Annotated in this window: 28 protein-coding genes and 1 other RNA gene; 19 read left to right on the top strand and 10 right to left on the bottom strand. The window is 61.6% G+C overall.

Going from position 1 to position 24,428, the window contains the following annotated elements; genetic code table 11:
• Positions 1-12: 12 nt before the first annotated feature.
• Positions 13-1,908, top strand: coding sequence for a beta-galactosidase (locus tag AAD018_RS03370; protein ID WP_367313544.1), 1,896 nt, complete (start codon positions 13-15; stop codon positions 1,906-1,908).
• The gene (locus AAD018_RS03365) at positions 1,905-2,894 is read left to right on the top strand and encodes an aldose epimerase family protein (RefSeq protein WP_367313545.1); all 990 of its coding nucleotides are present in this window, start codon (positions 1,905-1,907) and stop codon (positions 2,892-2,894) included. The genes AAD018_RS03370 and AAD018_RS03365 overlap by 4 nt, the downstream gene beginning before the upstream one ends.
• Positions 2,895-2,918: 24 nt before the next feature.
• Here the strand turns inward: AAD018_RS03365 and AAD018_RS03360 are convergent, their stop codons facing one another.
• The gene (locus AAD018_RS03360; RefSeq protein ID WP_367313546.1) at positions 2,919-4,139 is read right to left on the bottom strand and encodes a urate hydroxylase PuuD; all 1,221 of its coding nucleotides are present in this window, start codon (positions 4,137-4,139) and stop codon (positions 2,919-2,921) included.
• A gap of 182 nt (positions 4,140-4,321) precedes the next feature.
• Here AAD018_RS03360 and AAD018_RS03355 point away from each other — a divergent pair, with 182 nt between their 5' ends.
• Positions 4,322-5,272, top strand: coding sequence for a DUF808 domain-containing protein (locus AAD018_RS03355; RefSeq protein ID WP_367313547.1), 951 nt, complete (start codon positions 4,322-4,324; stop codon positions 5,270-5,272).
• A gap of 11 nt (positions 5,273-5,283) precedes the next feature.
• Here AAD018_RS03355 and uraH read toward each other — a convergent pair whose 3' ends face one another.
• Positions 5,284-5,619, bottom strand: coding sequence for a hydroxyisourate hydrolase (gene uraH / locus AAD018_RS03350; RefSeq protein ID WP_367313548.1), 336 nt, complete (start codon positions 5,617-5,619; stop codon positions 5,284-5,286).
• Between the two features lie 67 nt (positions 5,620-5,686).
• Here uraH and puuE point away from each other — a divergent pair, with 67 nt between their 5' ends.
• Genes puuE through AAD018_RS03335 form a run of 3 tightly spaced genes read left to right on the top strand, consistent with a single transcriptional unit; the run spans position 5,687 to position 8,381 of the window.
• Complete coding sequence (puuE, locus tag AAD018_RS03345; protein ID WP_367313549.1) at positions 5,687-7,096, top strand: allantoinase PuuE; 1,410 nt, start codon at positions 5,687-5,689, stop codon at positions 7,094-7,096.
• Entirely contained in the window at positions 7,093-7,917 is an 825-nt protein-coding gene (locus AAD018_RS03340; protein ID WP_367313550.1) for a bifunctional allantoicase/(S)-ureidoglycine aminohydrolase, read from the top strand. Before puuE ends, AAD018_RS03340 begins: the two co-directional genes overlap by 4 nt.
• Complete coding sequence (locus AAD018_RS03335) at positions 7,914-8,381, top strand: ureidoglycolate lyase (RefSeq protein WP_367313551.1); 468 nt, start codon at positions 7,914-7,916, stop codon at positions 8,379-8,381. Before AAD018_RS03340 ends, AAD018_RS03335 begins: the two co-directional genes overlap by 4 nt.
• A gap of 4 nt (positions 8,382-8,385) precedes the next feature.
• Here AAD018_RS03335 and AAD018_RS03330 read toward each other — a convergent pair whose 3' ends face one another.
• The 3 genes from AAD018_RS03330 to nudC are packed head-to-tail and all read right to left on the bottom strand — an operon-like array spanning position 8,386 to position 10,100.
• Positions 8,386-8,601, bottom strand: coding sequence for a lipoprotein (locus AAD018_RS03330; RefSeq protein ID WP_367313552.1), 216 nt, complete (start codon positions 8,599-8,601; stop codon positions 8,386-8,388).
• A 38-nt stretch (positions 8,602-8,639) separates the two neighbouring features.
• A complete protein-coding gene (locus tag AAD018_RS03325; RefSeq protein WP_367313553.1) occupies positions 8,640-9,101 on the bottom strand; it encodes an SRPBCC family protein in 462 nt (153 codons plus the stop codon).
• Between the two features lie 48 nt (positions 9,102-9,149).
• Positions 9,150-10,100 carry an NAD(+) diphosphatase gene (gene nudC / locus AAD018_RS03320; protein WP_367313554.1) on the bottom strand — a complete coding sequence of 317 codons (951 nt, stop codon included), beginning with the start codon at positions 10,098-10,100 and terminating at the stop codon, positions 9,150-9,152.
• A 57-nt stretch (positions 10,101-10,157) separates the two neighbouring features.
• Between nudC and AAD018_RS03315 the strand changes: the two genes are divergently transcribed.
• Together AAD018_RS03315 and ffs are read left to right on the top strand one after the other, a co-directional pair.
• The gene (locus tag AAD018_RS03315) at positions 10,158-12,161 is read left to right on the top strand and encodes a bifunctional 2',3'-cyclic-nucleotide 2'-phosphodiesterase/3'-nucleotidase (protein WP_367313555.1); all 2,004 of its coding nucleotides are present in this window, start codon (positions 10,158-10,160) and stop codon (positions 12,159-12,161) included.
• A 42-nt stretch (positions 12,162-12,203) separates the two neighbouring features.
• Positions 12,204-12,301, top strand: an RNA gene (gene ffs, locus AAD018_RS03310) — signal recognition particle sRNA small type.
• A gap of 25 nt (positions 12,302-12,326) precedes the next feature.
• Here the strand turns inward: ffs and AAD018_RS03305 are convergent.
• A complete protein-coding gene (locus AAD018_RS03305; RefSeq protein ID WP_367313556.1) occupies positions 12,327-13,205 on the bottom strand; it encodes an alpha/beta hydrolase family protein in 879 nt (292 codons plus the stop codon).
• A 90-nt stretch (positions 13,206-13,295) separates the two neighbouring features.
• On the opposite strand from AAD018_RS03305, the gene AAD018_RS03300 reads away from it, so the two are divergent.
• The 4 genes from AAD018_RS03300 (at position 13,296) to recR (ending at position 16,701) form a co-directional block, all read left to right on the top strand.
• The gene (locus AAD018_RS03300; protein WP_367313557.1) at positions 13,296-13,862 is read left to right on the top strand and encodes a TetR/AcrR family transcriptional regulator; all 567 of its coding nucleotides are present in this window, start codon (positions 13,296-13,298) and stop codon (positions 13,860-13,862) included.
• Positions 13,863-13,942: 80 nt separating this feature from the next.
• Positions 13,943-15,670, top strand: coding sequence for a DNA polymerase III subunit gamma/tau (locus AAD018_RS03295; RefSeq protein WP_367313558.1), 1,728 nt, complete (start codon positions 13,943-13,945; stop codon positions 15,668-15,670).
• Positions 15,671-15,740: 70 nt separating this feature from the next.
• Entirely contained in the window at positions 15,741-16,076 is a 336-nt protein-coding gene (locus AAD018_RS03290; protein ID WP_367313559.1) for a YbaB/EbfC family nucleoid-associated protein, read from the top strand.
• A gap of 31 nt (positions 16,077-16,107) precedes the next feature.
• On the top strand, positions 16,108-16,701 hold the full coding sequence (gene recR / locus AAD018_RS03285; protein WP_367313560.1) for a recombination mediator RecR: 594 nt from the start codon (positions 16,108-16,110) through the stop codon (positions 16,699-16,701).
• Positions 16,702-16,755: 54 nt separating this feature from the next.
• Here recR and AAD018_RS03280 read toward each other — a convergent pair whose 3' ends face one another.
• The gene (locus tag AAD018_RS03280) at positions 16,756-17,526 is read right to left on the bottom strand and encodes a DUF1013 domain-containing protein (RefSeq protein ID WP_367313561.1); all 771 of its coding nucleotides are present in this window, start codon (positions 17,524-17,526) and stop codon (positions 16,756-16,758) included.
• A gap of 124 nt (positions 17,527-17,650) precedes the next feature.
• On the opposite strand from AAD018_RS03280, the gene AAD018_RS03275 reads away from it, so the two are divergent.
• The 5 genes from AAD018_RS03275 to AAD018_RS03255 all read left to right on the top strand — a co-directional run bounded on the left by AAD018_RS03275 (position 17,651) and on the right by AAD018_RS03255 (position 19,978).
• The gene (locus AAD018_RS03275; protein WP_367313563.1) at positions 17,651-18,280 is read left to right on the top strand and encodes a ribonuclease T2 family protein; all 630 of its coding nucleotides are present in this window, start codon (positions 17,651-17,653) and stop codon (positions 18,278-18,280) included.
• A gap of 98 nt (positions 18,281-18,378) precedes the next feature.
• A complete protein-coding gene (locus tag AAD018_RS03270) occupies positions 18,379-18,720 on the top strand; it encodes a hypothetical protein (RefSeq protein ID WP_367313564.1) in 342 nt (113 codons plus the stop codon).
• A 9-nt stretch (positions 18,721-18,729) separates the two neighbouring features.
• Positions 18,730-19,287, top strand: a complete 558-nt coding sequence (locus tag AAD018_RS03265) for an RNA polymerase sigma factor (protein WP_412005171.1) — start codon at positions 18,730-18,732, stop codon at positions 19,285-19,287.
• Positions 19,284-19,538 carry a hypothetical protein gene (locus AAD018_RS03260; protein WP_367313566.1) on the top strand — a complete coding sequence of 85 codons (255 nt, stop codon included), beginning with the start codon at positions 19,284-19,286 and terminating at the stop codon, positions 19,536-19,538. The genes AAD018_RS03265 and AAD018_RS03260 overlap by 4 nt, the downstream gene beginning before the upstream one ends.
• Positions 19,538-19,978: a periplasmic heavy metal sensor gene (locus tag AAD018_RS03255; protein WP_367313567.1), complete on the top strand. Its 441-nt coding sequence runs from the start codon at positions 19,538-19,540 to the stop codon at positions 19,976-19,978. The genes AAD018_RS03260 and AAD018_RS03255 overlap by 1 nt, the downstream gene beginning before the upstream one ends.
• A 242-nt stretch (positions 19,979-20,220) precedes the next feature.
• Here AAD018_RS03255 and AAD018_RS03250 read toward each other — a convergent pair whose 3' ends face one another.
• Both AAD018_RS03250 and AAD018_RS03245 read right to left on the bottom strand, forming a co-directional pair.
• Positions 20,221-21,201 (bottom strand): NAD(P)H-quinone oxidoreductase, encoded by a 981-nt coding sequence (locus AAD018_RS03250; RefSeq protein WP_367313568.1) that lies wholly within the window; start codon positions 21,199-21,201, stop codon positions 20,221-20,223.
• Positions 21,202-21,897: a COQ9 family protein gene (locus AAD018_RS03245; RefSeq protein ID WP_367313569.1), complete on the bottom strand. Its 696-nt coding sequence runs from the start codon at positions 21,895-21,897 to the stop codon at positions 21,202-21,204.
• Between the two features lie 105 nt (positions 21,898-22,002).
• On the opposite strand from AAD018_RS03245, the gene rpsU reads away from it, so the two are divergent.
• Both rpsU and AAD018_RS03235 read left to right on the top strand, forming a co-directional pair.
• Entirely contained in the window at positions 22,003-22,209 is a 207-nt protein-coding gene (rpsU, locus tag AAD018_RS03240; RefSeq protein ID WP_018302784.1) for a 30S ribosomal protein S21, read from the top strand.
• 266 nt (positions 22,210-22,475) lie between these two features.
• The gene (locus AAD018_RS03235; RefSeq protein ID WP_367313571.1) at positions 22,476-23,855 is read left to right on the top strand and encodes a calcium-binding protein; all 1,380 of its coding nucleotides are present in this window, start codon (positions 22,476-22,478) and stop codon (positions 23,853-23,855) included.
• A 47-nt stretch (positions 23,856-23,902) separates the two neighbouring features.
• On the opposite strand, the gene mscL is transcribed toward AAD018_RS03235, so the two are convergent.
• The gene (mscL, locus tag AAD018_RS03230; RefSeq protein WP_367313572.1) at positions 23,903-24,337 is read right to left on the bottom strand and encodes a large conductance mechanosensitive channel protein MscL; all 435 of its coding nucleotides are present in this window, start codon (positions 24,335-24,337) and stop codon (positions 23,903-23,905) included.
• Positions 24,338-24,428: the final 91 nt, after the last annotated feature.

Below are 24,428 nucleotides of genomic sequence, written 5' to 3'. Positions count from 1 at the left end.
GGATAATATCAAATGACCACGCTTCCCCGCACTCTGGGCGTTTGTTTCTACCCCGAACACTGGCCGGAAGATCGCTGGCCCATCGATGCGCGTCAGATGCGCGAGGCAGGTCTGACCTGGGTCCGGATCGGTGAATTCGCCTGGTCGCGGATGGAGCCTGAACCGGGACGGTTCGACTGGGATTGGCTGGATCGCGCGATCGAGGTGCTGGCGGCTGAGGAGCTCAAGATCATCCTCGGCACGCCGACGGCGACGCCGCCGCGATGGATGCTCGACAAGCATCCGGATATGCTGGCAGTCGACGAGATGGGCCACCCGCGCGGGTTCGGATCGCGGCGGCATTATTGCTTTTCCCATGACGGCTACCGTGAGGAGAGCGCAAGGATCGCCCGTATATTGGGCGAGCGGTATGGGCGGGATCCTCGGATTGCGGCCTGGCAGATCGACAATGAATATGCCTGCCACGACACGACCGTCAGCTATTCAGACGCGGCGGCAAAGGCGTTTCGGGATTGGCTGGCCCAGCGCTATCAGAGCCCGGAGGCCTTGAACCGCGCCTGGGGTAATGTCTTCTGGTCGATGGAATACGACGAGTTCGATCAGATCGACCCGCCCAATTTGACTGTGACGGAAGCGAACCCGGCGCACCGCCTCGCCTTTGCTCGGTTCTCGTCAGATCAGGTCGTTCGCTACAATCGTGTGCAGGCCGAAGCTCTGCGTCCTCTGACCGATGCGCCGCTGATCCACAACTATATGGGCCGCGAAGTATCGTTTGATCACTGGGCTGTGGGGGCGGACCTCGATATCGCGAGTTGGGACAGTTATCCGATCGGGTTTCTGTCGGACCGGCTGGATGCGAGCGAGGCGCATAAGCTGCGGTTTCTGCGGCAGGGCGATCCGGACAATCAGGCGTTTCACCACGACCTTTATCGGTCCGTGGGCAACGGCCGCTGGTGGATCATGGAGCAACAACCGGGGCCTGTGAACTGGGCGCCGCACAACCCCGCTCCGCTTCCCGGCATGGCGCGCCTCTGGGCGTGGGAAGCCTTTGCTCACGGAGCGGAGACCGTCTGCTATTTTCGCTGGCGGCAAGCGCCCTTCGCGCAGGAGCAGAACCATGCGGGGCTTTTGCGCCCGGATGCCGAGCCTGCCCCGGCCCTGGCCGAAACACGGCAGGTCGCCGATGAGCTGGTCGAGGCGCCAGAGGCGGGTGTGGCCCAGGCGCAGGTGGCGCTCGTTTTCGATTATGAAAGCTGCTGGGCCTGGCAGATCCAGCCGCAGGGGGCTGAGTTCACGGGCTTTGATCTGGCGCTCTCCGCCTACCGGGCGCTACGGCGGTGCGGATTCGACATCGATGTGGTGCCTAAGGACGCGGATCTGAGCGGCTATGCTCTTGTGCTCGCGCCGGGTCTCATGACGTTGCCTGAAAGCCTTGAGACCGTGACCGGACAACTTCTGATGGGGCCGCGCACGGGCACCAAGACGGGCGAGCTGTCGGTGGCTCTGCCCTTGGGGCCGTCACTTCCTGGATTGGATGTCAGCGTCACGATGACCGAGAGCCTACCGCCGGCGGAGACGATCCCGCTGGATGGCGGGGGCCGGTTCCATCGCTGGTTCGAGCATCTGGACGGCACGGCGGAGGCGACGCGAACGACGACAGAAGGCCAGCCGGCGCTCGCCAGTTCGGGCAACCGCCACTATCTGGCGGGCTGGCCGGATGACGAGACCTTCCATGCCATCGTATCTGAAATTGCAGGCGCGGCGGGGCTTGATCCGCTGGATCTACCCGATGGGTTGAGAGTTCGGCGGACGGACCGGCATCTCTTTGTCTTCAACTACGCACCGGAAGCGCTATCCTGGAATGGAACCGAGATCCCGCCTGCAGGCGTTCATCGGGAGGATCTATGACAGTTATCGGCACAAGCCCAGACGGCGAGGCCGTCCAGCAGATCACGATTGGCAGCCACAGCTTGACGGCCAAGATCCTGACCTGGGGGGCGATCCTGCAGGATGTGCGTCTGGCGGGAGTTCCGCATTCGCTGACCGTCGGGACCGATATGCTGGATCCTTATCTGACCCGGATGGCCAGTTTCGGCGGACTTGTGGGACCCGTTGTGAACCGCATCGCCGGAGCAACCGCCTGGATCGGCGACCGAGTTCACCATTTCGAGGCCAATCATGAGGGGCGCAATACGCTTCATTCCGGCAGTGCGGGCACGCACCGGAAACTTTGGAGCCTTACCGAGCAAAGCGACGACACGGTGACCCTGGCAATCACGCTGCCCGATGGGGAGGGCGGCTTTCCCGGCAATCGCACAGTTACGGCAATCTATGCTGTTGAGGGCAGCGTCCTGACGCTGACGATCGAGGGGCATACGGACGCGCCGACCTTCCTCAACTTCGCCAATCACAGCTACTGGAGCCTCGACGATACCGGCACCATCGACGGACATCACCTTCAGATCGACGCCTCGCGCTTTCTGATCCATGACGAGACGGGATTGCCGACCGGTCAGATCGCGGGCGTCGATGGCACGCCCTACGATTTCCGAAAGCCTCATCCCCTAAGCATCGGGCGCGACTACGACAACAACATGATCCTTGCAGAGGCTCGGCGGGATCTGACCGAGGTGGCAACATTGACCGGCGCGACGGGGGTCACGATGCGGCTGGCCACGACCGAGCCGGGGCTGCAGCTTTATGATGCCTATAAGATGACCGATCTTGGTGTGTCCGATCACTCCGGAAGGCCTCTCGCTCCCCATCGGGGCCTCGCCCTTGAGGCGCAGGGCTGGCCGGATGCGCCCAATCACGCGGACTGGCCTTCGATCCGGCTTGATCCGGGCGAGACCTACAGGCAGGTCACAAGCTGGAGCTTCTCCTCAGAGAGCTGATCCTCTTCATCTGGCCCAAAATACTCAAAATCCGGACCGGACCGTCCTGTACCAGCTCCGGATCAAGGCGCGTTCGTCCTCGGTCATGAAGGACAGGTTTCCGGGAGGCATAGCGTGGCTCCAGCCCGATTGCATTGCTACCCCTTTGGCGGCCATCGCCACTTGCTCCGGTGTTTCGAGGATGACGCCTTTCGGGGCCCAGTAAAGACCCGGCCAGACCGGCTCTTCGGCGTGGCACATGGAACAGCGGCCGGTCACGATGCGGTGGACCTCGTCGAACCCGTCGGTGGCCGCGAAGCGCTCGGCGCCGCGCGTCATCGCCGTCTCGTGCGTTGGTCCGGGGGCCACCGAAAGCCATGCGATCAGAAGGAAGATCACGGCAGTCGCGGCCCACGTCCAATTAGGGCGGCCTTTGCGGGCGTGCATCGTGTTGAAATAGTGCCGGATCGTCACGCCCATCAGGAAGACGAGGCTCGCGATAATCCAGTTGTATTGGGTCGAGGTCGCGAGCGGGTAGTGGTTGGAGAGCATCAGGAAGATCACAGGCAGGGTCAGGTAGTTGTTGTGTGTCGAGCGCTGCTTGGCGATGACGCCGTATTTCGCGTCCGGCACCTGTCCGGCCTTGAGATCGGCGACGACGATCCGCTGGTTGGGCATGATGATGAAAAAGACGTTGGCGCTCATGATCGTGGCGGTGAAGGCGCCCAGATGCAGCAGCGCGGCGCGGCCCGAGAAGACTTGCGCATAAAACCAGGACATCGCGACGAGCACGCCAAAGAGCAGGACCATCAGGCCGGTCGTATGCTGCCCCAACGGTGATTTGCAGAGCTGGTCGTAGATCACCCAGCCCAGCGCCAGAGACGCCGCGGATATCCCGACTGCCTGCCAGATTGCCAAATCCATGACGGTCGGATCGATCAGGTAGAACTCAGCCCCGAGCCAGTAGACGAGCATCAGCAGCGCCGCGCCCGAGAGCCAGGTCGCGTAGCTTTCCCATTTGAACCAGACCAGATCGCCGGGCATGCGGTCCGGCGCGACGAGGTATTTCTGGACGTGATAGAAGCCGCCGCCATGGACCTGCCACTCCTCCCCGTCGGCGCCCGAGGCGAGGTCGCGGTCCCGGTGCAGACCAAGGTCCAGGGCGATGAAATAAAAGGAGGATCCGATCCAGGCGATGGCGGTGATGACGTGCAGCCAGCGCACGGCGAATTCCACCCATTCCATCAAGATCGCCCAGTCGTACATGATCCGTCTCCGCAGTCCTACGATCTTTCAGACACCCTATCAGAGGTCCGAACGCAATGGGGCTGACGCGCGCAGATGGCCAAAATACAGCGACGTTCCAGACCCGATGGGAATTGAGACGGTTGGAACAAGTCGGTGCTCCAGTCGTTTGGCCAGAACGGTAAAGAGGCGGGAGCCCTTTCATGAGCGGACTGATTTCTCTTCTCGACGACGTCGCGGCCATCGCCAAGCTCGCCTCCACACAGCTCGATGATATTGCCGCCCAAGCGACGAAAGCGGGCTCCAAAGCTGCCGGTGTCGTGATCGACGATGCAGCCGTAACGCCGAAATATGTGACAGGACTGCCGGCCGCCCGAGAATTACCCATCGTCTGGAAGATCGCGCGCGCTTCGTTCTTCAACAAGCTGGTGATCCTGCTGCCCGCGGCCTTGTTGCTCAACGCGTTTCTTCCCTGGATCATGACACCCCTTCTGATGATCGGTGGAGCGTATTTGTGTTTCGAAGGGGCGGAGAAGGTCTGGCACGTCTTTCATCACCATGAAGAGAAAGGCGCGCAGAAGGCCGAGACGCTTGATGCGGCCCACCTCGAAGAGAAGCGGGTCAAGGGTGCGATCAAGACCGACTTCATCCTCTCGGCCGAGATCATGACGATCTCGCTTTCTGCGATCGAGACCGACAGCTTCATGGTCGAGGCGATCACGCTCGCCGCTGTCGCGATCGGGATCACAGCGCTTGTCTATGGGGCCGTTGCCCTATTGGTGAAGGCGGATGATGTGGGTCTGAAACTCAGCCAAATCGGACGCCTCGAAGCCACGCGCGCGGTCGGACGCGGGATCGTCGCGGCGATGCCGAAGGTGTTGACCGTCATTTCAGTGATCGGGACGGCTGCGATGCTTTGGGTCGGCGGCAATATCATCGTTCACGGTCTGCATGATCTGGGCTGGCATTTGCCCTATGATACGATCCACGACATCGCCGTTGCAGCAAGCGGCGGGGCCGGTTTCGTGGAATGGCTGGTCACCGCGATCCTCGATGGGATTATCGGTATCCTGCTTGGCCTGGCGCTGATCCCGTTTGTCACGCGGGTGATGGTGCCGCTTATGCAGCCGTTCTTTACTGAAAAGCAGGCGTAGGGGCCTAGACCCTAGCTGCCGCGATAGGTCGAATATCCAAAGGGAGAGACGAGGAGCGGCACATGATAGTGCGCCTCTTCGGACATGACGAAGCGGATCGGGACCTTGTCCAGGAACGCCGCCTCGCCCAGCCAGTCTCCGACGTGGAAGACCAATTCGTAGGTTCCTGTCTGAAAGCTGCTTTCAGGGAGGATCGGGCCATCGGTGCGCCCGTCCGCATTCGTCACGGTTCGCGCCAATTCGGCCCTTGTGTCATTGACGATGTGGTAAAGAACCAGCGTCATCCTGGCAGCAGGTCGCCCCCTGGCCGTATCGAGCACGTGGGTTGTCAGGTAGCCGTCGGACATCGCAAACTCCTCTCTGCCCTTTTCAATCCTGCCGCGGGCGGGCAATCAAGGGGCGAAAGGACCTGCAATGCACCGATACCCCCGCGATTTCCATGGACACGGCGAAACGCCGCCGGATCCCAAATGGCCGGGCGGGGCGCGGATCGCGGTTCAGATCGTCCTGAACTACGAGGAAGGCGGCGAGAATTCGGTGCTGCACGGCGATCCGGCGTCGGAAGCGTTCCTGTCCGAGATCGTGGGCGCGCAGGCCTGGCCGGGCCAGCGGCACTGGAACATGGAATCGATCTACGATTATGGCGCCAGAGCCGGTTTCTGGCGCCTGCACCGTTTGCTCAGGGATCTGCCGATCACCGTTTACGGGGTGGCGACTGCGCTGGCGCGCGCGCCCGCACAGGTGCGTGCCATGCAGGAGGTGGATTGGGAGATCGCCTCTCACGGGTTGAAATGGATCGAACACAAGGACATGCCGGAGGCCGAGGAGCGGGCGCAGATGGAGGAGGCAATCCGGCTGCATACCGAGGTCACCGGGAAGAGGCCAAGGGGTTGGTATACGGGCCGCTGTTCGGAGAATACCGAACGGCTCGTCGCCGAGGAGGGCGGATTTCTCTATTCCGCCGACAGCTACGCGGATGACCTGCCCTATTGGGTCCGCTACGGCGAGCGAGATCAGCTTGTCGTGCCCTATACGCTCGATGCCAACGACATGCGATTTGCGACGCCGCAGGGGTTCAATGCGGGCGATCAATTCGAAGCATATCTTCGGGACAGCTTCGATACGCTTTATGCCGAAGGAGTGGAGGGCGCGCCGAAGATGATGTCGGTCGGGCTTCATTGCCGCCTTGTCGGCCGTCCGGGCCGCATCGCCGCGCTGCGCCGGTTTCTGGACCATGCAAAGAGCCATGAGGGCGTCTGGTTCGCCACGCGCGCGCAGATCGCGCAGCACTGGATCGACACCCATCCGCCCGAGCCGCGCGAGCGCCCAAGCCAGCTTGATCGCAAGACCTTTGTCGAGCGGTTCGGCGGGGTGTTTGAGCATTCGCCTTGGATCGCGGACCGTACGTTTCAGTCTGAGCTCGGCCCGGCGCATGACACGGCCATCGGTCTTCACAGCGCCATGGCTCGGGTGTTTCGCAGCGCAGCAGCGGAGAAGCGGCTAGAGGTTCTGAAGGCGCATCCCGACCTTGCCGGGAAACTCGCGGCGGCGGACCGGCTGACATCGCAGAGCAAGTCAGAGCAGGCGAGCGCCGGGCTTGATGCCTTGACCGACGAGGAGCGGGCGCGGTTCACGGATCTGAATGACGCCTATACCAAGAAGCATGGCATCCCGTTTATCATCGCCGTGCGCGACCATGACAAAGCCGGGATCCTGAAAGCCTTTGAGCGGCGGATCGATCACGACACGCCAACCGAGATTGCCGAGGCGGCCCGTCAAGTTGAACGGATCGCCGAATTTCGCCTGAGGGATCATCTGCCATGACCCGCACCTACTATTCCCCGCGCGGAGGTCTGCCGGACCCGCGGACGCGCGCGCATGACCGGGCGCGCTTTACCACCGCCTATGCCGTCATTCCGCGCGGGGTGATGTCTGATATCGTGTCGAGCTTCGTGCCCGGTTGGACCGGCAGCCGCGTCTGGATTCTGGCTCGTCCGCTGTCGGGCTTTGCCGAAACCTTTGCGCAATACATAGTCGAGCTGATGCCGGGCGGCCGGGGCGACAAGCCAGAGCCCGATCCAGAGGCACAGGCCGTCCTGTTCGTTCTGCGCGGCACGGTCGATCTGATCATCGATGAGGAGACGACGTATAACCTGGTGCCCGGCAGTTTTGCCTATATTCCGCCGGGGCTGAAATGGCAGCTACTCAACACCCATACGGACCGGACCAACCTGATGTGGTTCCGCAAGCGCTATGAACCCGTTCCCGGACTTGAGCCGCCGGATCTGGTGATCGCGCATGACGACGATGTCGAGCCGGAGCCCATTCGCGGCACGGACAATGCCTGGTCCACGACGCGGTTCGTCGATCCGGGTGATCTTCGGCACGACATGCATGTGAATGTCGTGACCTTCTATCCCGGTGCGACGATCCCCTTTGCTGAAACCCATGTGATGGAGCATGGGATCTACATTCTTCAGGGACGCGGGGTTTATTATCTGAACGAGCAATGGGTCGAGGTGCAGGAAGGGGATTTTCTGTGGCTGCGTGCCTTCTGCCCTCAGGCCTGTTGCGCGACCGGGACCGAGCCATTTCGCTATCTGCTTTATAAAGACGTGAACCGGCATCCGAAGCTAAGCCTATGACGCCCGAGCCGCTTTCTGCAGAGGCCTTTGCGCCGTTCGGAGACGTGTTGGAGGCGTCAGGGCCGTCCTTCAAGATCAACGAGGGGTTCTGCGACAGGTACACTGACAGGGCGCGGCTGGATCTGGATGGGGGGCGCTTCGGGATCAGTCTGTTTCAGGCGGCGCCGCGCGCCCTGCCCTACCGCTGCAATCTGCTGGAACGGCATCCGCAAGGCAGCCAGAGCTTTGTTCCGATGACGGACGATCCGTTTCTGGTCATCGTCGCCGAAGACGAAGGGGGACGCCCGGTTCGGCCCCGGGCCTTTCTTACCGATGGTCGTCAGGGTGTCTCTTATCTGCGAAACACGTGGCACGGGGTTCTAACGCCACTGGCGGGATCGGGGCTCTTTGCAGTTGTCGATCGGATCGGCGACGGGCCCAATCTTGAGGAATACGTCTTGGATCCGCCGCTCATCATCGGCTGAGCGTTCAGCCCGCCGCGATACGGCGCTCCCGTTCGATGTCTTCCAAAGCGCCTTGAACACACGGCTCGAAACCGAAGGATGTCTCGGTCAAGCCGAGGTCCTTGCATCGCTCCTGCGCGATTTCCTGATCGGTCGGCGGAATGATAAGATCCCGCGTGGCACCGCATCCGGCCAGGGTTCCGCACAGTGCGATGAGGGAAAGAGATTTAAGAGCCTGCATCGGGAATTCCTTTCTGTTCAATATCATGGATCGAGAGACTATGCGGATGCCCGGGATTCGAGCTCGCGGCCATATTCCTCCAGACGTTCGGATAGCTTCGCTTCGATCGAGCCCTTCGCCAGCTTGAGCGACTGCACAAGAAGCCGGGCAGACAGCGTTCGGGCTGTCATGTCGAACGACAGGGCAAGACGGGTCCGGGTCGGGGAAAGTGCGATCAGATCCACCTGCGTTCTGAGATCGATCCCGGAAGTCTCTGTTTCGATTTCAACGATTTCAGGCGCGTCGAAGCGAACGATTTCCGACATGGCTTTCCGGCTTCGACCGCGAAACTGGAACTTGAGCCGCCAGGCGGTCCCGACATCGAGCGGACCTTGACCGCTCGTGCGCTTGACCTCGATATCACGGCGCATCGCCCGTTTTTCGAGCCGTTCGAAATCGCTGACATGATCGAAAACAATCTGCCGGGGCAGGGAGATATCTTCCTTGGCATGAAACTTCATGGGCCACCATCTTGCTGCCGCGTGCCACTCCCCGACCTGTTCTTCGCGTCAATCGAGCCGATCCGCAAGCCAGTTCCGCAAGATGAAATGCGCGATCGCGCCGGGCCGGGCGCCTAGAAGCTCAGGGTGGGTTCCAGCGAAGACGTCCATCATCTCTTCCCGGCTGACCCATCGGGCATCTTCCAATTCGACCGGGTCGAGCGTGATCTCGCGGGTGAGCGCTTTGGCGTGGCAGCCAACCATGAGCGACGCAGGAAAGGGCCAGGGCTGGCTGGCGAGGTAGGAGACCTGTCCGATCTCGATGCCCGCCTCCTCGATCGTCTCGCGCCTGACGGCGGCCTCGATCGTCTCGCCCGGTTCGACAAATCCCGCGAGCAGGGAATACATGCCCTCCGGCCAGCCGGGAGACCGGCCGACAAGAACGTCGTTTCCATGGGTGACCAGCATGATGACAACCGGGTCGGTGCGCGGGAAGTGGCGCCGCTTGCAAGCCGGGCAAACCCGCTGCCATCCACCATCGGCGGGTGTGGATCGGGCGCCGCAGTTGGCGCAAAAGCCGTGGCTTTCGTGCCACTCGATCAGCGCCTTTCCCGTCGCCGCAAGTTCGGCGTCGCGTCGATCAAGCTGCGTCATGACCATCCGAAGATCGGCAAAGCCGCAATTCGGGGGCAGAAAAGGAAAGCGTTGTTCGCTTCGGTCGAAGAATTCGGGGGAGATCTCCGGCTCTCCTTCTTCCGGGATCCAATGACTGACATCGACAGCAAAGGTCGGCGTGGAGCCGTCCTGTCCAAGCAGGATCCAAAGCAGGTCTTCCTGTAACCTGTCGTGCCTGGCGGGAAGGCGGTGCAGTCGGCCCGCCCCGTCGAGAAGTGGCTTTTTGTGCGAGAATGGAATCGCGACGGCGTCGTCCCGGTTACGCAACGCCGCGGCGTCAGCCCGCGCTGTGGCCGCGCGATCCCAACCCGACCCTCCGAACGTGACCTGTTCTGCGATCTTCATCCTGTCGTTCCTTGCATTCGGCTGCTTTGACGCATGTCATGCCTGAATTCAGCTGTCATGTTCATCTTCGACCTGTTCGCTGTTGAAGACAGTCCCGTGATTGGGCAGGGTCACGGTCTCGCATCTTCTTCGCAGGTTTGGAGCCTCGACGCAGCTTTGACGGATCATGGACCTCCCTTCCCCGTTCGTCCCGGCCATGCGAGCCTTCGGATCCTGGGAACGACCGATTTGCATGGCCATGTCATGGCCTATGACTATCTGGGGGATCGTCCGTCCCATAAGGTCGGCCTTGCCAGAACAGCGCGGCTGATTGACGAGGCCAGGCAAGAGGTTCCGGTTTCTGTTCTGTTCGACAATGGCGACTTCCTGAACGGCACCGCCATGTCGGACCTGCATGCCCGGCAGCAGATCAACGCGCCTCATCCGGTGATCGCGGCGATGAACGAGTTGGGCTATGACGCCGTCGCTCTTGGGAATCACGAGTTCAACTACGGTCTTGAGACGCTGAGTCAGGCCTTGGAGGATGCCGAGTTTCCAATCGTCTGCTCGAACATTCATCCGGTCGGAGTGCGATCGATCTGGCCCGAACCGGACGGGCACCCCTTAGTGCGCCGTCAGGTCATTATCGAGCGACGCCTGAAGACCGGGGAAGGCCTGAGCTTTCCCATCAAGATCGGGGTCGTCGGCCTGCTGCCGCCGCAGATCATTCATTGGGACCGGCGCCATCTGCTGGGCCGGGTCACCACGTCTGGGATCCGGGAGACCGCAGAGATCGAAGCGCGCGCGTTGCGGCGGCGGGGCGCGGATATTGTCATTGCGCTGAGCCATTCGGGGCTTTCGAACAAGTCCTATGAACCGGGCGATGAAAACGCATCAGTCGCGGTGGCGGAGTTGCAGGGGATCGACGCGGTTCTGGCGGGCCATACCCATCGTGTCTTCCCTGCCGAAGACGGCGTTCTGGTCGATGGCGCCCATCCTGTGACGGGAACGATCCGCGGCACGCCCGTGGTTGAGGCCGGTTTCTGGGGCTCTCATATGGCCGTGATCGATCTGGAGCTCAGACGGACCCAGTTCGGCTGGATCGTTGTCGCGGGTCGGGGGGAGGCCAGACCGATCGCGAGACGGGACCATAACGGCAATGTGCACGCGCTGGTCAAATCGATGCCTGATGTGGAGGCGTCGGTTGCGTCCGCGCATGACAGAACCCTGACCGAGATGCGCCGTCCGGTCGGACGGACACAGAAACCTCTGCATTCGTTCTTCACGCTGCTTGGTATGGATCGCGCACTGAAGGTCGTTGCCGATGCGGAGGTCAAGCAAGTGTCCCGGCTGCTTGAACGCCAAAGCGGCGGCGCGCTCCCGCTTCTTTGTGCGACAGCTCCCGCGAAGTCTGGCGGGCGCGGCGGGCCGGATTTCTATACGCTGGTTCCCGAAGGTCCGATCACCCTGCGGGGCCTTTCGGATCTGTATATCTTCCCGAACACGATGACGGTGCTCGGCGTGAGTGGCGCGGTCCTGAGAAAATGGCTTGAACACAGCGCGGGGGCCTTTCACCAGATCCATCCGCATCTCGAGGATCAGCCTCTTTATGACGCGGAATATCCGTCCTTTAATTTCGATGTCATGGATGGCCTGACCTACGAGATCGATCTGTCCCAGCCAGCACGCTACGATGTGGACGGGCGGCTTAGGGCGCCCGAGAGCCGGCGGGTGCGGCACCTTCGATATGCAGGCCGGCCCGTCCGCGATGCAGACCGTTTCGCGCTTGCGACGAACAACTATCGCGCCACGGGCGGCGGCAGCTTTCCCGGTGTCGAGGAGGCCGAGGTACTGGTGGAGACGCTGATGACCAACCGGGATGCGCTCGCGGCTTATGTGGAGGCGGAAGGGACGCTGGATCCAGAGCCCGATCCGGTTTTTACCTTCACCGATCTTGGCGGCGTTTCGGTGATCTTCGAAACCTCTCCGGCGGCACGGGACTATCTGCAAGACATGCCGATGCCGGGAGAGGATCTTGGCAATACCGAAGAGGGGTTCGCGCGCTTTCGTCTTAGGCTTTGACCGCTGCTTGCGGAACGGATGCATCTGCCCTAAATAGCGCGGTGAGAGGTTGGTGCGGGCAGGCGCCTCGCCAACCCGGTCAGATCCGGAAGGAAGCAGCCGTAACGAGCCCCGCTTGGGTCGTTATCAGCCTCTCACCTTTTTCCCCGATGTCTTGATCGTTAGCTAGAGGCCGACAATATCCGGCCAGCACGCTTTGGCCCGTTTGTGAAACGCGCCGATATGACCGATCTCGGGAAGGTCGTAATCCCGCGGGTTCAGGGTCTTCTGAGATTGGGTCGTTTCCGGATAGAGGCGCATCAGTCGCCAAACTGCTGCGGGAGGCACCATCTGATCGTCCGTAACGGCCACGACCCTGAGCGGGCATGTCGGGCGATGACGATCCGGCCATGGCAGCTCCCTCCCGGTTTCGCAGGCGTAGAAGGTCCGGCTTGTGCACCAGCGGCGCCATTGCCGGTAGACGCCTTCGGGAAGATCTGCCCCGAAGCCGATCCGCGCTCCCGGCATATAGCCCAGCGCGCGGGTCGCCAAAGCGGTCGGGCCCGACCAGAAGGCATGGGCCACCGCGCGATAGGGCCAGGGATGGTCGCTCACATGGACGGGGCCGCTTGCGACCGAAATGATCCGATCAATCCGGTCCAGCCCCCGCTGCATCGGGAGCATCATCGCCCCAAGGGAATGTCCGATCACCCAGATGAGTGTCGTCGGGAAAAGGCCGCTCAAATGATCGCGGGCCGCTTGTTGATCGTGAAGGCCCCATTGGGTCATCGTGGCAGGCGAGCCGCGAACAGGTCCGGCCGCAGATTCGCCGAAGTCGCTGTAGTCGAAGGTAAGGCAGGCGAGTTGGTGATCGGTCACAAGCCACTGGGCAAAATCGGCGTAGTAGCGTTGTGGAACGCCTGTCGCACCATTCAGCACGACGGCCGCAAGAGGAGGAGTGCTCGGCCGGTAAAGATGCCCTGCCAGTCGGTTCATCCCGGAGGGGATGAACTCGGTCGTCTCGACAACACCATCAGAACGCTCAATCGTTGTCATCCGGGTCATTCCGCCCCTCCCGTTGGACCGATCAGTCTAGACCATTCAGTCCAATAGCATGACTAGACCAATCGGTCTAGTCTCGTGTAGGGGGAGGCGATGACAACGACACTGTCCACTCGCGATCGGCTGATCATTCACGCTGCGCAATTGTTTCAGCAGCGCGGGTATCATGGGGTGGGTCTGACCGAGATCCTCGAAACGGCCGGTGTTCCGAAGGGATCGCTTTACCATCATTTTCCCAACGGGAAGGCGGATCTCGCGGTCGCAGCGGCCGATTGGGCGTCGGTTGATCTGCTGCGGATCGTAGATGATGCATTTGGAGAGGCGGTCGATTTTCGGCACGGGGCCACGACGCTCTGCTTCAAATTGGCCAAGCTGTTTGACCTGTCCGGCCACTGGCTGGGCTGCCCAATCTCCTCGACGCTCTTCGAAGGCCCGGCGAATGACCTTTTCCGAACCGAAGCGGCCCGGATCTTTGATGTCTGGATCGAGGCCGTGAAAGCCCATGGGGTCCGCTTGGGTCTCCCTCCCGCTAAGGCGGCGACATCATCGGAGGCGCTGTGGATCGGTCTGCAAGGGGCCTGGACGTTGAGCCGGGCGCGACGCGATTCGAGCCCGCTGCGCCATGTGCCCGACTTCGTTTTCGGCTCTGATCCGCAATAGGGTCAGGGCGCTGCGCGGATCTGGACGGTAGGCAACGGGGGGCCTAGACTAGAGACTGACCCAGAATCCGGATCCCCCTTATGACCGATCAGCCCGCCTATCAGGTTCTTGCGCGTAAATACCGCCCGGAGACCTTCGCCGATCTTGTCGGGCAGGAGGCGATGGTTCGCACGCTCAGGAATGCATTCGAGGCAGACCGGATTGCGCAGGCCTTCATCCTGACGGGGATCCGGGGGACGGGGAAGACCACCACCGCGCGGATCGTGGCGAAGGGGCTGAACTGCATCGGCCCCGATGGGAATGGCGGGCCGACGACAGAGCCTTGCGGCGTCTGCGATCCCTGCAAGGCAATCTCGGAAGGGCGGCATGTCGATGTGCTCGAGATGGATGCCGCGTCCCGGACCGGGGTTGGCGATATCCGCGAGATCATCGAGAGCGTCAATTATCGTGCCGCGTCGGCGCGCTACAAGATCTACATCATCGACGAAGTGCATATGCTGTCGACCAGCGCCTTCAATGCGCTGCTCAAGACGCTTGAAGAGCCGCCCGCGCATGTGAAGTTCATCTTTGCGACGACCGAGATCCGCAAGGTTCCCGTAACGGTTCTCTCGCGGTGTCAGCGGTTTGATCTGCGCCGGATCGAGCCTGAGGACATGACGGCCTTGCTGCGCAAGATCGCAGAGGCGGAAGGGGCTGCGATTGCAGATGACGCGCTGGCCTTGATCGCGCGCGCAGCGGAGGGGTCGGCGCGAGATGCAACGTCGCTTCTGGATCAGGCGATCTCACATGGTGCAGGCGAGACGTCGGCGGACCAGGTCCGGGCGATGCTTGGGCTCGCGGATCGGGGACGGGTTCTCGATCTTTTCGATATGATCGCGAAGGGCGATGCGGCGGGTGCCCTGTCAGAATTGGGGAGCCAGTATGCATCAGGGGCCGACCCGATGGCCGTTCTGCGCGATCTGGCCGAAGTCAGCCATTGGGTCAGCGTAATCAAGATTACGCCTGACGCGGCGGCGGATCCCACCGTCTCACCCGACGAGCGGGACCGGGGCCAGCGGATGGCTGAAGCGCTCCCAATGCGGGTGATGAGCCGGATGTGGCAGATGCTGCTCAAGGCGATGGAAGAGGTCGCGCAGGCGCCGAATTCGATGATGGCAGCCGAGATGGCGATCATTCGTCTGACCCATGTGGCGGATCTGCCAACACCGGGTGATCTGGTCGCCAAGCTGAAAGACCAATCGCCGCCGCCGCAAAGTGCCGCCTCCCAGCCTGCGCCCGCTTCCGCGCCGTCCGAGCCGGGAGTGAAGGCCTCTGCCGTCTCGTCAGGTTCGATTGCGGTCGCTCAGCCCGCAGTGACGGCCGACACGGCGCTGGCGCGCTATGCAAGTTTCGAGGATGTCGTCACGCTGATCCGGCACCACCGGGATGTGAAGCTCTTGCTTGAGGTCGAAGCGGGCGTGAAGCTGGTCTCTTACAGCCCGGGTCGCATTTCATTTGAGCCAGCCGAGGACGCGCGTCCGGATCTGGCCCAGCGCCTTGGCAGCCGGCTTCAGTCCTGGACGGGCAACCGTTGGGCGATTTCGGTCGAAAGCTCTGGCGGGGATCGCACAATCGCGGAGGTCCGGGACGAAGAAGCCGCATCGCTGCACGCCACCGCAGAGGCGCATCCGATGGTGAAAGCGGTTCTTTTGCAGTTCCCGCAGGCGCGCATCACCGAAATCCGAACACCCGATGCGATCGAGGCCGAAGCGTCGGAAGAGGCGCTGCCCGAAGTCGATGATGAATGGGATCCGTTCGACGACGCATGAGAAGAGGGGGTTGTGAGCCTATCGCCGCATCCCTAGGACAGACAGAACACATTCGATCAGGAGAGAGCAGATGTTCAAAGGCCTCGGCGATATGGGCAAGATGATGAAAGCTGCCCAGGACATGCAGGAGAAAGTCGGCCAGTTGCAGGACGACATGGCCGCGATCACGGTTGTCGGAGAGGCCGGCGCCGGGCTGGTCAAAGCGACCTCTACCGCGAAGGGAGAGCTTGTCGGGCTCGACATCGACCCATCGATCTTTTCCGGCGACGACAAGGAGGTCGTCGAGGACCTGATCCTTGCGGCGATCAAGGACGCTCAGGCGAAGGCCAAAGAGCGTGAGCAAGAGGAGATGGGCAAGCTTGGCGAGAGCCTTGGACTGCCAGCCGGAATGAAGCTGCCTTTTTGAGCTTGCGAGTTCGTCATTCAAGGCGGGTGAGATGACCGATATCCCGCCCGAGATCGAGACATTGATCGAACGGATGTCGAAACTGCCGGGCCTTGGCCCGCGATCTGCGCGGCGCGCGGTGCTTCACCTGATCAAGAAACGCGGACAGCTTCTTGTCCCGCTGGCAGACGCCATGGCCGATGTCGGGCGCACCGCGCGGGAATGCGTGAGCTGCGGTAATATCGGGACCTCCGATCTATGCGCAATCTGCTCCTCTGAAAAACGTGCGACAGGCGAGATCTGCGTGGTTGAGGACGTGGCCGATCTTTGGGCGATGGAACGCTCCGGCGTTTTCAAGGGACGCTATCACGTGCTTGGCGGAACACTCTCTGCGCTGGATGCAGTCGGGCCCGAGGATCTGGGTATTCCGCGGCTTCTGGTGAGACTTGAGGAAGAAAACGTGACCGAGGTCATCCTTGCCCTTGGCGCGACGATCGACGGTCAGACGACCGCTCACTACATCGCCGATCAGCTGGGCGAGATGAACGTGACCTCGCTGGCGCAAGGCGTTCCGGTGGGCGGTGAGCTGGACTATCTGGATGACGGGACGATCTCGGCGGCGTTGAAGGCGCGAAAGGCGCTTTAACGTAAAAAGCGCCCCTGAAAGGGACGCTTTTCTTTGTTGTCCAAGGATAAGACCCTAGCGGTCGCTGGTCTCATCCTCGGCCTCATCCTTCGGCTCGTCATCCGGCAGGTTGAAAAAGCTGTCGGCATCCGGGACCTCGTCGGTCACTTCCTCGATGCTTTCGCCCGTATCGGAAAGGGTGAAGGTCTCGAGACCCGAGATCGAGCTTGGGATACGCGGCTCCGGATCCATGCCCAGCGATTGCTCGGTCGAGACAAGCTTGCGGCGCTCGTCATCGGACATCACCTCGCCTTCCTTCGCCTTCTTGGCGTTGGCCTTCTGCACGGCAAGATCCAGCTCGGACTGCTTGCACAGACCCAGGGCAACCGGATCGATCGGCTGAATGTTCGAGATGTTCCAGTGCGTTCTCTCGCGGATCGACTGGATCGTCGGCTTGGTCGTGCCGACCAGCTTGGAAATTTGAGCGTCGCTCAGTTCGGGATGGAACTTGACCAACCAGAGGATCGAGGCAGGACGATCCTGCCGCTTGGAGAGCGGGGTATAGCGCGGGCCGCGCCGCTTTTCCTCACCAACCGAGGCGGCATTGAACTTGAGCTTCAACTTGTGGGTCGGATCTGCCTCGCCCTTCGTGATCTCGTCCTGCGTCAGCTGGTTGTTCGCGACCGGATCGAACCCCTTCACGCCCTGAGCGACATCGCCGTCTGCGATTCCCTGAACCTCAAGCTCGTGCAGACCGCAGAAATCGGCCACCTGCTTGAAGGTCATTGTTGTATTGTCCACCAGCCATACGGCGGTGGCCTTGGCCATGAGCGGCTTGTCGGACATATTGGTCTCCTTCGCGTATAGCATCCCCGGTCCCCGGCTGGGGGGCGGACCCAAGGTCCTGGTTCACGTTGTCGGGGAACTTGAGCCTTATATAGTGGCGCGGGTTTCGGAGGAAAAGGTGAAAATGGGTCGTTTCATAGCAGCAGCCTTGGTGCTTTTGACAAGCTTCGCCCGTCCGGCGGTTGCCGAAGACGTGGCGGGGGAGTTTGACTATTGGGTTCTGGCCCTCTCGTGGCAGCCAAGTTGGTGCGCGCGAGAGGGCGAGGGATCGGACCAATGCGAGCGTCCGGCGGGCTGGACGCTGCACGGTCTTTGGCCGCAATATGATCGCGGCTGGCCCAGCAATTGCCGGACACCGCATATGGCACCGACGCGCAGCATGACGGCGGACATGACGGATATCATGGGGAGCAGCGGGCTGGCCTGGCACCAATGGCGCAAGCACGGGACCTGTTCGGGACTGACAGCGGGTGACTACTTTGCCTTGTCGCGCATCGCTTACGAGCAGGTCGAGCGCCCTGCCCTTCTGCGGCAGCTCAAGACCGCCGTCACCCTGCCTGCCAGCGTCATCGAGGGGGCGTTTTTGGAAGAGAACCCGACCCTGAGCGCCGATGGGCTCACGATCACCTGCAAATCCGGCCGGATCGCAGAAGCCCGGATCTGCCTCTCTCGCAAGATGGAGCCCATCCAATGCGGACCTGACGTCCGGCGCGATTGCGATCTGACCGATGCGCTGTTCGAGCCGATTCAATAAAAAACGAGATCCTCCGTAGGACATTCCGGATCCCATCGTAAAAGAGGGGTCAGGCAGCAAAGCCCGGCGTAAGATCCTATCAAATGGAGGCAGATACAATGAAATTCGCTCTTATCCTTGCCGGTCTCGTGATGGCTGGCGCCGCGAGCGCCCAAACGACCGTAGAACGGATTGGACCCAATGGCGGCATCGGAACGTCAGTTCGGTCGATCGAGAACGGCACCTATACGAATGACTATGCCTTTAGCGGCCCGAATGGCGGCACGGTGGACCGGACGACGACGTGCCAGGGGCGGGTCTGCACGACCGAGCGGTCGGCAACAAACCGGAACGGTGTGACCCGGGATCAAAGCCGGAGGACGGTCAAGACAGTTCGCGGATCGCGAACCCACGTGACCAGAGACAATGGCCGGACGCGGACCGTCATCCGCAGGCGCTGATCCGCAGACGTGGAGGGCGAGGAGGATGACGCGTTGCTGTCCAAGGCAGGGCAAGGTGATGAACGGGCGTTCAATACGCTGGTTCTGCGACACTCCTCCTTCGTTCACACGATCGCGCTTCGGTTCACGCAGAATGCGGCCGATGCGGATGAGATTACCCAAAGCGTCTTCTGGACGCTTTGGCGTCATGCGGCACGCTGGAGCCGTGAACGAGCCCGGCTCCGAACCTGGCTTTACCGCGTGACGGTTAATCGCTGTATCGACCATGGTAGGGGTAAAGGCCGGTGGCGGCGCCTCTTTCGAGGCGGATCACCCGATGTCGAGCCTGCCGATCCTGCGCCGACAGCAGAGGCGCGGCACGGGGCAAAGGACGATCTGAGCCGTGTGCAAGCGGCCCTGTTGACGCTTGCGCCACGGCAAAGAATGGCGCTTTTTCTGGTGGCCTATGAAGGTCTGAGCGGAGCCGATGCGGCCGAGGCGATGGGAACAAGCCCGGGCGCTGTGGAGCAACTTCTCGCCCGGGCGCGAAAGCGGCTGCGGGAGCTGACCGAAGGAGAGACGACATGAATGATGGGGATCAGACAGACCCGAAGATCAAGGCAGCCTTCGATGCGGTCCATCCCGATCCGGATGCGCCTGCGCGGACGGTTGCCGCCTTGGTGCGGCGGCGGTCAAAGGATCTGCTGGTCCCCGCGTGGTGGACCGCCGGGGCGGGTTTGGCCGGGTTTGCCCTCGCCTATTTCGGGCAGGGTGCCGAGATGGAGGCGACCTCTGCCATCGCTGACGGCACCGCCTTGCTATTTGGAGGGCTGCAATAGTGCGCACCCGCACGCGATATCTTCTGATTGGCTCGCTGGTGCTTAACGGGCTTTTGATAGGGTTCATCCTGGGTGATCTGAGCCGCCCAGTCGATACGGCACGGGCCCTGTCGCAGTTCAATCACCCCTATCCCGAAGAGATGCAGCGGGATCTCAGACGCGGGTTCCGGCAAAACCGGGCAGAGATCCGCGGCGAGTTGCGTGCCTTGGCCCAGTCCCGGCGGGATCTGTTGGGCGCCATGGCCGATCCGGGGATGGACCGCGCGGAGATCGCCTCTCGGATGGCCGATATCAGGACGCGAACCACTGCGCTGCAGGAGCGGTTTCAGGGCATCACGCTGGACGTTGTCGACAGCGCTGCGCCCGAGATACGTGGGCAGATCAGGCCGCCTTCCAATCGCAGAGGGCAAGACTTTTTTAGCAGGGCTTTGGGCGACTGAAGCTAAAGGTCAGGAATACCTGACTGTCCCGGATCCGCGCCACATCGTAATATCTGTCTTGTTGAAGGGTAACAGGAGGACATCGTGGTCGACACTTTCATAGCGCGCCGAGTTATTGTTCGCCGGACGCATGTGCTGACCCTGCAATTATCGCAAAAGAGTCTCACGGTTTGGCTCACAAATCCTCCAAGTTGGCGGCCGATCATGCTGGATGATCGGCCGTTCCCCCTTAGTCCCGCAAGCTAGAGATCGAGAACGATCTTGCCGATATGCGCTGAGCTTTCCATCCGGGCATGGGCCTTTGACGCCTGCTCGAGCGGGAATGTCTGATCCATGACGGGCGCGATCTGACCTGCTTTAAGAAGGGGCCAGACGGTCTTGCGCAATTCGGTGGCGATGGTCGCCTTGGCCGCATCCGATTGCGGGCGCAGCGTGGAGCCGGTGAGCGTCAGGCGGCGTGTCATGATCTGCACGAAATTCAGCTCGACCTTCGGGCCTTGCAGGAAGGCGATCTGAACGAGGCGGCCATCATCGGCGAGCGCCTTTATGTTGCGCGGTATATAGCTGCCACCAACCATATCGAGGATCAGGCTCGCGCCGCCCTCGGCGCGCAGGATCTCGACAAAATCTTCTTCGCGGTAGTTGATCGCCCGCTCGGCGCCCAGAGTCTCGCAAGCGGCGCATTTCTCGGGAGAGCCGGCGGTCGCAAAGACGCGGGTGCCGAAGTGCCGGGCAAGCTGGATCGCGGTGGTGCCGATCCCGGAGGAGCCGCCATGGACGAGAAAGCGCTCTCCGGCCTGCAAACCGCCGCGCATGAAGACGTTCGACCAGACCGTGAAGAACGTTTCGGGCAGGCAGGCTGCTTCGCGCAGGCTCAGTCCCTCGGGGATGGGAAGGCAGTGGGCGGCGGGAGTGGTGACGTAGTCTGCATAGCCTCCGCCGGGAAGCAGGGCGCAGACCTCGTCACCGACCTTTAGTTCCGTCACGCCGGGGCCGAGCTCGACAACCTCGCCTGCCCCTTCGAGGCCCGGCAGATCTGAAGCGCCGGGCGGCGGATCGTAGAGACCGGCCCGCTGCAGCGCGTCGGGGCGGTTCACGCCTGCATGGGCCAGGCGGATCAACACTTCGCCGTGACGCGGCTTAGGGATTGGCCGCTCCGCCAGTTTGAGGACATCGGGGCCGCCGGGCGCCGTGATTTCGACGGCGCGCATCGTCTTGGACATTTAGTAAGGCCCGGACCAGGAGCCGGGCAGATCGACCTTCGGCGTCCGCAAGGGCGGCTTGATCCGGCTTCCGGCCCAAGTGATGGGCGCGGCGAGGCGACTGAGGAGCGGGTTTGCATTGACCCGCGATTTTATCTTCTCGATCCGCATGACATCCTCGATCCGGCGGTCGATGAAGGCCCATGTGGCTTGGCAGTTACTGGAATCATCGCCCAGCCAAAAAAGGACCGCTGAGCCGTAGACGCCCGACAGCGTCGCCCGTTTCGTGTACCAGTTCACATCCGTGGAGCTGTCGCCGAGCGTATCCCAGATCAGATCGGCCGTGCCCCAGATCAGCTTGGCTCCGTCAGCGGCCAGATGGGGAAGTGCAAAGAGCGTGGTGCCGCGACGGACGGCCTCTTTGCTTTCAATGGCCTCGATACGGTAGCGGACGGCTGCTGCGACCTTTTCCGAGAAGCGCAAAGTCGAGAAATCCTCGGTTTTCAGCCTCTCAACCATGGCGGTGTCGCCGCGCTTGTGAAAGGCGATGGCCAAATCCACAGCCCCGCGCGGACACAATGTGTCGGCCACGGCGGGGTCGGTGCCGGTATCGCGAACGGCGGCGGCAAAGGTTGTCTCGCTCCATCCGTCGAATGGGACGTGAACCAAAGCGGCATCCAGCAGCTTGGATTTGAGCGGGTCAATATGATCGGGCATGGTGCGAAGCTCCTTCCGGGTGTTGCTGGACAAGGTAGGAGGCTCTTGCTATAGGGCCATTTCCTGCACTTCCGCAACTCTATCCAGAAAGGTGGTGACACCCACATGCAGGTCAGTGTTCGTGATAACAATGTCGATCAGGCGCTTCGTGCCCTGAAGAAAAAGCTCCAGCGCGAAGGCGTATTTCGCGAGATGAAGCTGCGTCAGCACTTCGAGAAGCCCTCTGAGAAGAAGGCTCGCGAGAAGGCTGAGGCCATTCGCCGCCAGCGTAAGCTTGCGCGCAAGAAGGCACAGCGCGAAGGGCTGCTGTAACAGGCGACCTCCGACATTGCGTCGAAACGAACCCCGCAGCGTCAGGCTCGCGGGGTTTTGTTTTGTGCGCCTTTGTCCTGGTCCCATCGGCGATAACCGGCTGGGACTGGGCGACATTTTTCTGAGCAAAGTGCGAAGGCGGAACGATCCCACGCCACTTCAGGTTGCTGCGGCAGGGTGATGTCCACCCCTTTTGAACCGTCGCCTCCCCTTTTTCCCGTGCCCGGGCTTCACCCTTTTGAAGACAATTCACGAAGGAGAAGACCATGGCTATGTTCACCCTCACACGGCGCACGGATTCCATTTCCGGCACGGCAGGCGATGACGAGATCACTGGCGGGGCCGCGACGCTCCAGACAACGGACACGATCGATGGAGGCGCGGGATTCGACACGCTTCGCGCGGAGACCGAACAGAACGGGATTCAGGCGCCGACGATTTCCCGGGTCGAGGATATCTTTGTCGATACCGGCGGCCTTGGCTTCGACATCTCGAATATCAGTGGAGCCCAGCGGATCATCACGATGAGCGCTTCGCTCATCATCGAGCCGATTGAAACGGAAGATCTGGAGATCCGGTTCGGAGCCGAGGATGTGGGGAGCGGAACGGTCAAGGTTCAGTTCGCCGACGGCGCTCTGGAGGGGGCAAGCGACGTTCTCAATCTGGAAGCCATCGACAGCAATGTCACCTTCACCTCTGATTCGACCTTCGACAGCACCAATGACGGAGAGCAAAACGAGACCGAGGACAGGCTGAGGGTCGAAGAGATCGATCTGGTCCTGAGCGGCGGTGAAAACCAGGTCGATATCTCGGACTTTACCCGCATTGAGACCTTGGTTCTGTCCGGGGATGCGACATCCGATGTCGTTGTCGATTCGACCGACCTGTCCTTTGTCGATGCCAGTCAAACGACGGGAGGTGTGACGCTGACCTCCGATATTGCGGGCGATCAGCGGGTGCTGGGCGGCAGCGGGAACGACGATATCAAGACCGGATCGGGCAATGACACGATCGAGGCCGGGCGCGGCGCTGACGAAGTGAATGCCGGAAGCGGCAACAATGATATCTTCACCGGAGCGGGCGCGGACGAGATTTTTAGCGAGCAAGGTAATGACCGGATCTTCGCTGGCAACGGAAACGATTTCATCTCGTCCGGGAGTGGTGAGGACACAATCTTTGGCGGCCGCGGGCGGGACGAAATCGTCGCGGGTGATGGGGCCGATACCATCTTCGGCGGACGCGGCGCGGACGATATCCGCGGACAAGGCGGTCAGGACAGGATCTTTGACGGGGCTGGCGACGATATCGTGCGGGCCGGGAGCGACAATGACACGATCCTTGCAGGCCGGGGCAACGACGAGTTCATCGGGGGCGGCGGCGTCGATGAATTCCGCTTCTTCGGCTCAAATCTGGGCGAGGATGTCGTGTCGGACTTCACTCTCACCAGCGATACGGCCACGAACGATATCGTCGCGTTTCAGTTCAACGGTAGCAGCCGGACGCTTCAGTCGCAGGAGGAGTTCGAGGATTTCATCGATGCGAACCCGAACCAGACGTCGTTCGATACCAACACCGATGAGATCGTGATCGAGGCGGATGGCGGCCAGATCACTCTGGTTGTCAGCGACGCCGACTTCCTCGCCTGACCGAGACGCGGCGCATCCCCGCAAGGGATGCGCCATATTTCGAAGGGTTAGGCCGCGCGGTCCGCTTTGAGCGCGTCGCGTATTTCGAGAAGAACGTCGAGCTCGGACGGGCCGCTATCGACTTCGGGGGCCGCATCATCGGGCCTTTCGGCGGCAGCCTTGATGCGGTTGACCATCTTGACCAGCATGAAGACGACGAAGGCCACGATCAGGAAGTTGATGACGGCCATGATGAACTTGCCGACGGCGAAGACGGGAACGCCTGCTTCGGTCGCGGCTTCGATCGAGGCGAATTCACCGTCGCCCAGAACGTAGAACCAGCCCGAGAAATCGATCCCGCCGGTAAAGAGCGCGATCACCGGGTTGATGAGATCCCCCACCAGAGAGGTTACGATGGCGGTAAAGGCCGCGCCGATAATGATACCGACCGCCATATCCATGACGTTGCCCTTGGCGATGAAGTCTTTGAATTCGTTGATCATTGGTAGTCCCCACACGAAGTTACACGGCGCCTTAACTCAGTTTAACGCGCGCCGCTGCACACTCATACCGCAGCCTGCCCGCAGAACGATG

The sequence above is a fragment of the Aestuariibius insulae genome (genome assembly GCF_040783535.2).
GTDB classification, from domain to species: domain Bacteria; phylum Pseudomonadota; class Alphaproteobacteria; order Rhodobacterales; family Rhodobacteraceae; genus Aestuariibius; species Aestuariibius insulae.
Note: the sequence above shows the minus strand (reverse complement) of the source record. Positions and strands in the feature narration are given on the sequence as shown.

What these genes read in the sequence shown, in the direction of transcription:
- AAD018_RS03290 (WP_367313559.1), top strand. Translation starts at nt 15,741, where the DNA reads ATGTTCAAAGGCCTCGGCGATATGGGCAAGATGATGAAAGCTGCCCAG.
- AAD018_RS03370 (WP_367313544.1), top strand. Translation starts at nt 13, where the DNA reads ATGACCACGCTTCCCCGCACTCTGGGCGTTTGTTTCTACCCCGAACAC.
- AAD018_RS03280 (WP_367313561.1), bottom strand. Translation starts at nt 17,526, where the DNA reads ATGTCCGACAAGCCGCTCATGGCCAAGGCCACCGCCGTATGGCTGGTG.
- mscL (WP_367313572.1), bottom strand. Translation starts at nt 24,337, where the DNA reads ATGATCAACGAATTCAAAGACTTCATCGCCAAGGGCAACGTCATGGAT.
- AAD018_RS03360 (WP_367313546.1), bottom strand. Translation starts at nt 4,139, where the DNA reads ATGTACGACTGGGCGATCTTGATGGAATGGGTGGAATTCGCCGTGCGC.
- AAD018_RS03250 (WP_367313568.1), bottom strand. Translation starts at nt 21,201, where the DNA reads ATGTCCAAGACGATGCGCGCCGTCGAAATCACGGCGCCCGGCGGCCCC.
- puuE (WP_367313549.1), top strand. Translation starts at nt 5,687, where the DNA reads ATGCACCGATACCCCCGCGATTTCCATGGACACGGCGAAACGCCGCCG.
- AAD018_RS03305 (WP_367313556.1), bottom strand. Translation starts at nt 13,205, where the DNA reads ATGACCCGGATGACAACGATTGAGCGTTCTGATGGTGTTGTCGAGACG.
- rpsU (WP_018302784.1), top strand. Translation starts at nt 22,003, where the DNA reads ATGCAGGTCAGTGTTCGTGATAACAATGTCGATCAGGCGCTTCGTGCC.
- AAD018_RS03340 (WP_367313550.1), top strand. Translation starts at nt 7,093, where the DNA reads ATGACCCGCACCTACTATTCCCCGCGCGGAGGTCTGCCGGACCCGCGG.
- AAD018_RS03270 (WP_367313564.1), top strand. Translation starts at nt 18,379, where the DNA reads ATGAAATTCGCTCTTATCCTTGCCGGTCTCGTGATGGCTGGCGCCGCG.
- AAD018_RS03300 (WP_367313557.1), top strand. Translation starts at nt 13,296, where the DNA reads ATGACAACGACACTGTCCACTCGCGATCGGCTGATCATTCACGCTGCG.
- AAD018_RS03330 (WP_367313552.1), bottom strand. Translation starts at nt 8,601, where the DNA reads ATGCAGGCTCTTAAATCTCTTTCCCTCATCGCACTGTGCGGAACCCTG.
- AAD018_RS03295 (WP_367313558.1), top strand. Translation starts at nt 13,943, where the DNA reads ATGACCGATCAGCCCGCCTATCAGGTTCTTGCGCGTAAATACCGCCCG.
- AAD018_RS03315 (WP_367313555.1), top strand. Translation starts at nt 10,158, where the DNA reads ATGTTCATCTTCGACCTGTTCGCTGTTGAAGACAGTCCCGTGATTGGG.
- nudC (WP_367313554.1), bottom strand. Translation starts at nt 10,100, where the DNA reads ATGAAGATCGCAGAACAGGTCACGTTCGGAGGGTCGGGTTGGGATCGC.
- AAD018_RS03365 (WP_367313545.1), top strand. Translation starts at nt 1,905, where the DNA reads ATGACAGTTATCGGCACAAGCCCAGACGGCGAGGCCGTCCAGCAGATC.
- AAD018_RS03325 (WP_367313553.1), bottom strand. Translation starts at nt 9,101, where the DNA reads ATGAAGTTTCATGCCAAGGAAGATATCTCCCTGCCCCGGCAGATTGTT.
- AAD018_RS03260 (WP_367313566.1), top strand. Translation starts at nt 19,284, where the DNA reads ATGAATGATGGGGATCAGACAGACCCGAAGATCAAGGCAGCCTTCGAT.
- AAD018_RS03335 (WP_367313551.1), top strand. Translation starts at nt 7,914, where the DNA reads ATGACGCCCGAGCCGCTTTCTGCAGAGGCCTTTGCGCCGTTCGGAGAC.
- AAD018_RS03275 (WP_367313563.1), top strand. Translation starts at nt 17,651, where the DNA reads ATGGGTCGTTTCATAGCAGCAGCCTTGGTGCTTTTGACAAGCTTCGCC.
- AAD018_RS03355 (WP_367313547.1), top strand. Translation starts at nt 4,322, where the DNA reads ATGAGCGGACTGATTTCTCTTCTCGACGACGTCGCGGCCATCGCCAAG.
- AAD018_RS03245 (WP_367313569.1), bottom strand. Translation starts at nt 21,897, where the DNA reads ATGCCCGATCATATTGACCCGCTCAAATCCAAGCTGCTGGATGCCGCT.
- uraH (WP_367313548.1), bottom strand. Translation starts at nt 5,619, where the DNA reads ATGTCCGACGGCTACCTGACAACCCACGTGCTCGATACGGCCAGGGGG.
- AAD018_RS03235 (WP_367313571.1), top strand. Translation starts at nt 22,476, where the DNA reads ATGGCTATGTTCACCCTCACACGGCGCACGGATTCCATTTCCGGCACG.
- recR (WP_367313560.1), top strand. Translation starts at nt 16,108, where the DNA reads ATGACCGATATCCCGCCCGAGATCGAGACATTGATCGAACGGATGTCG.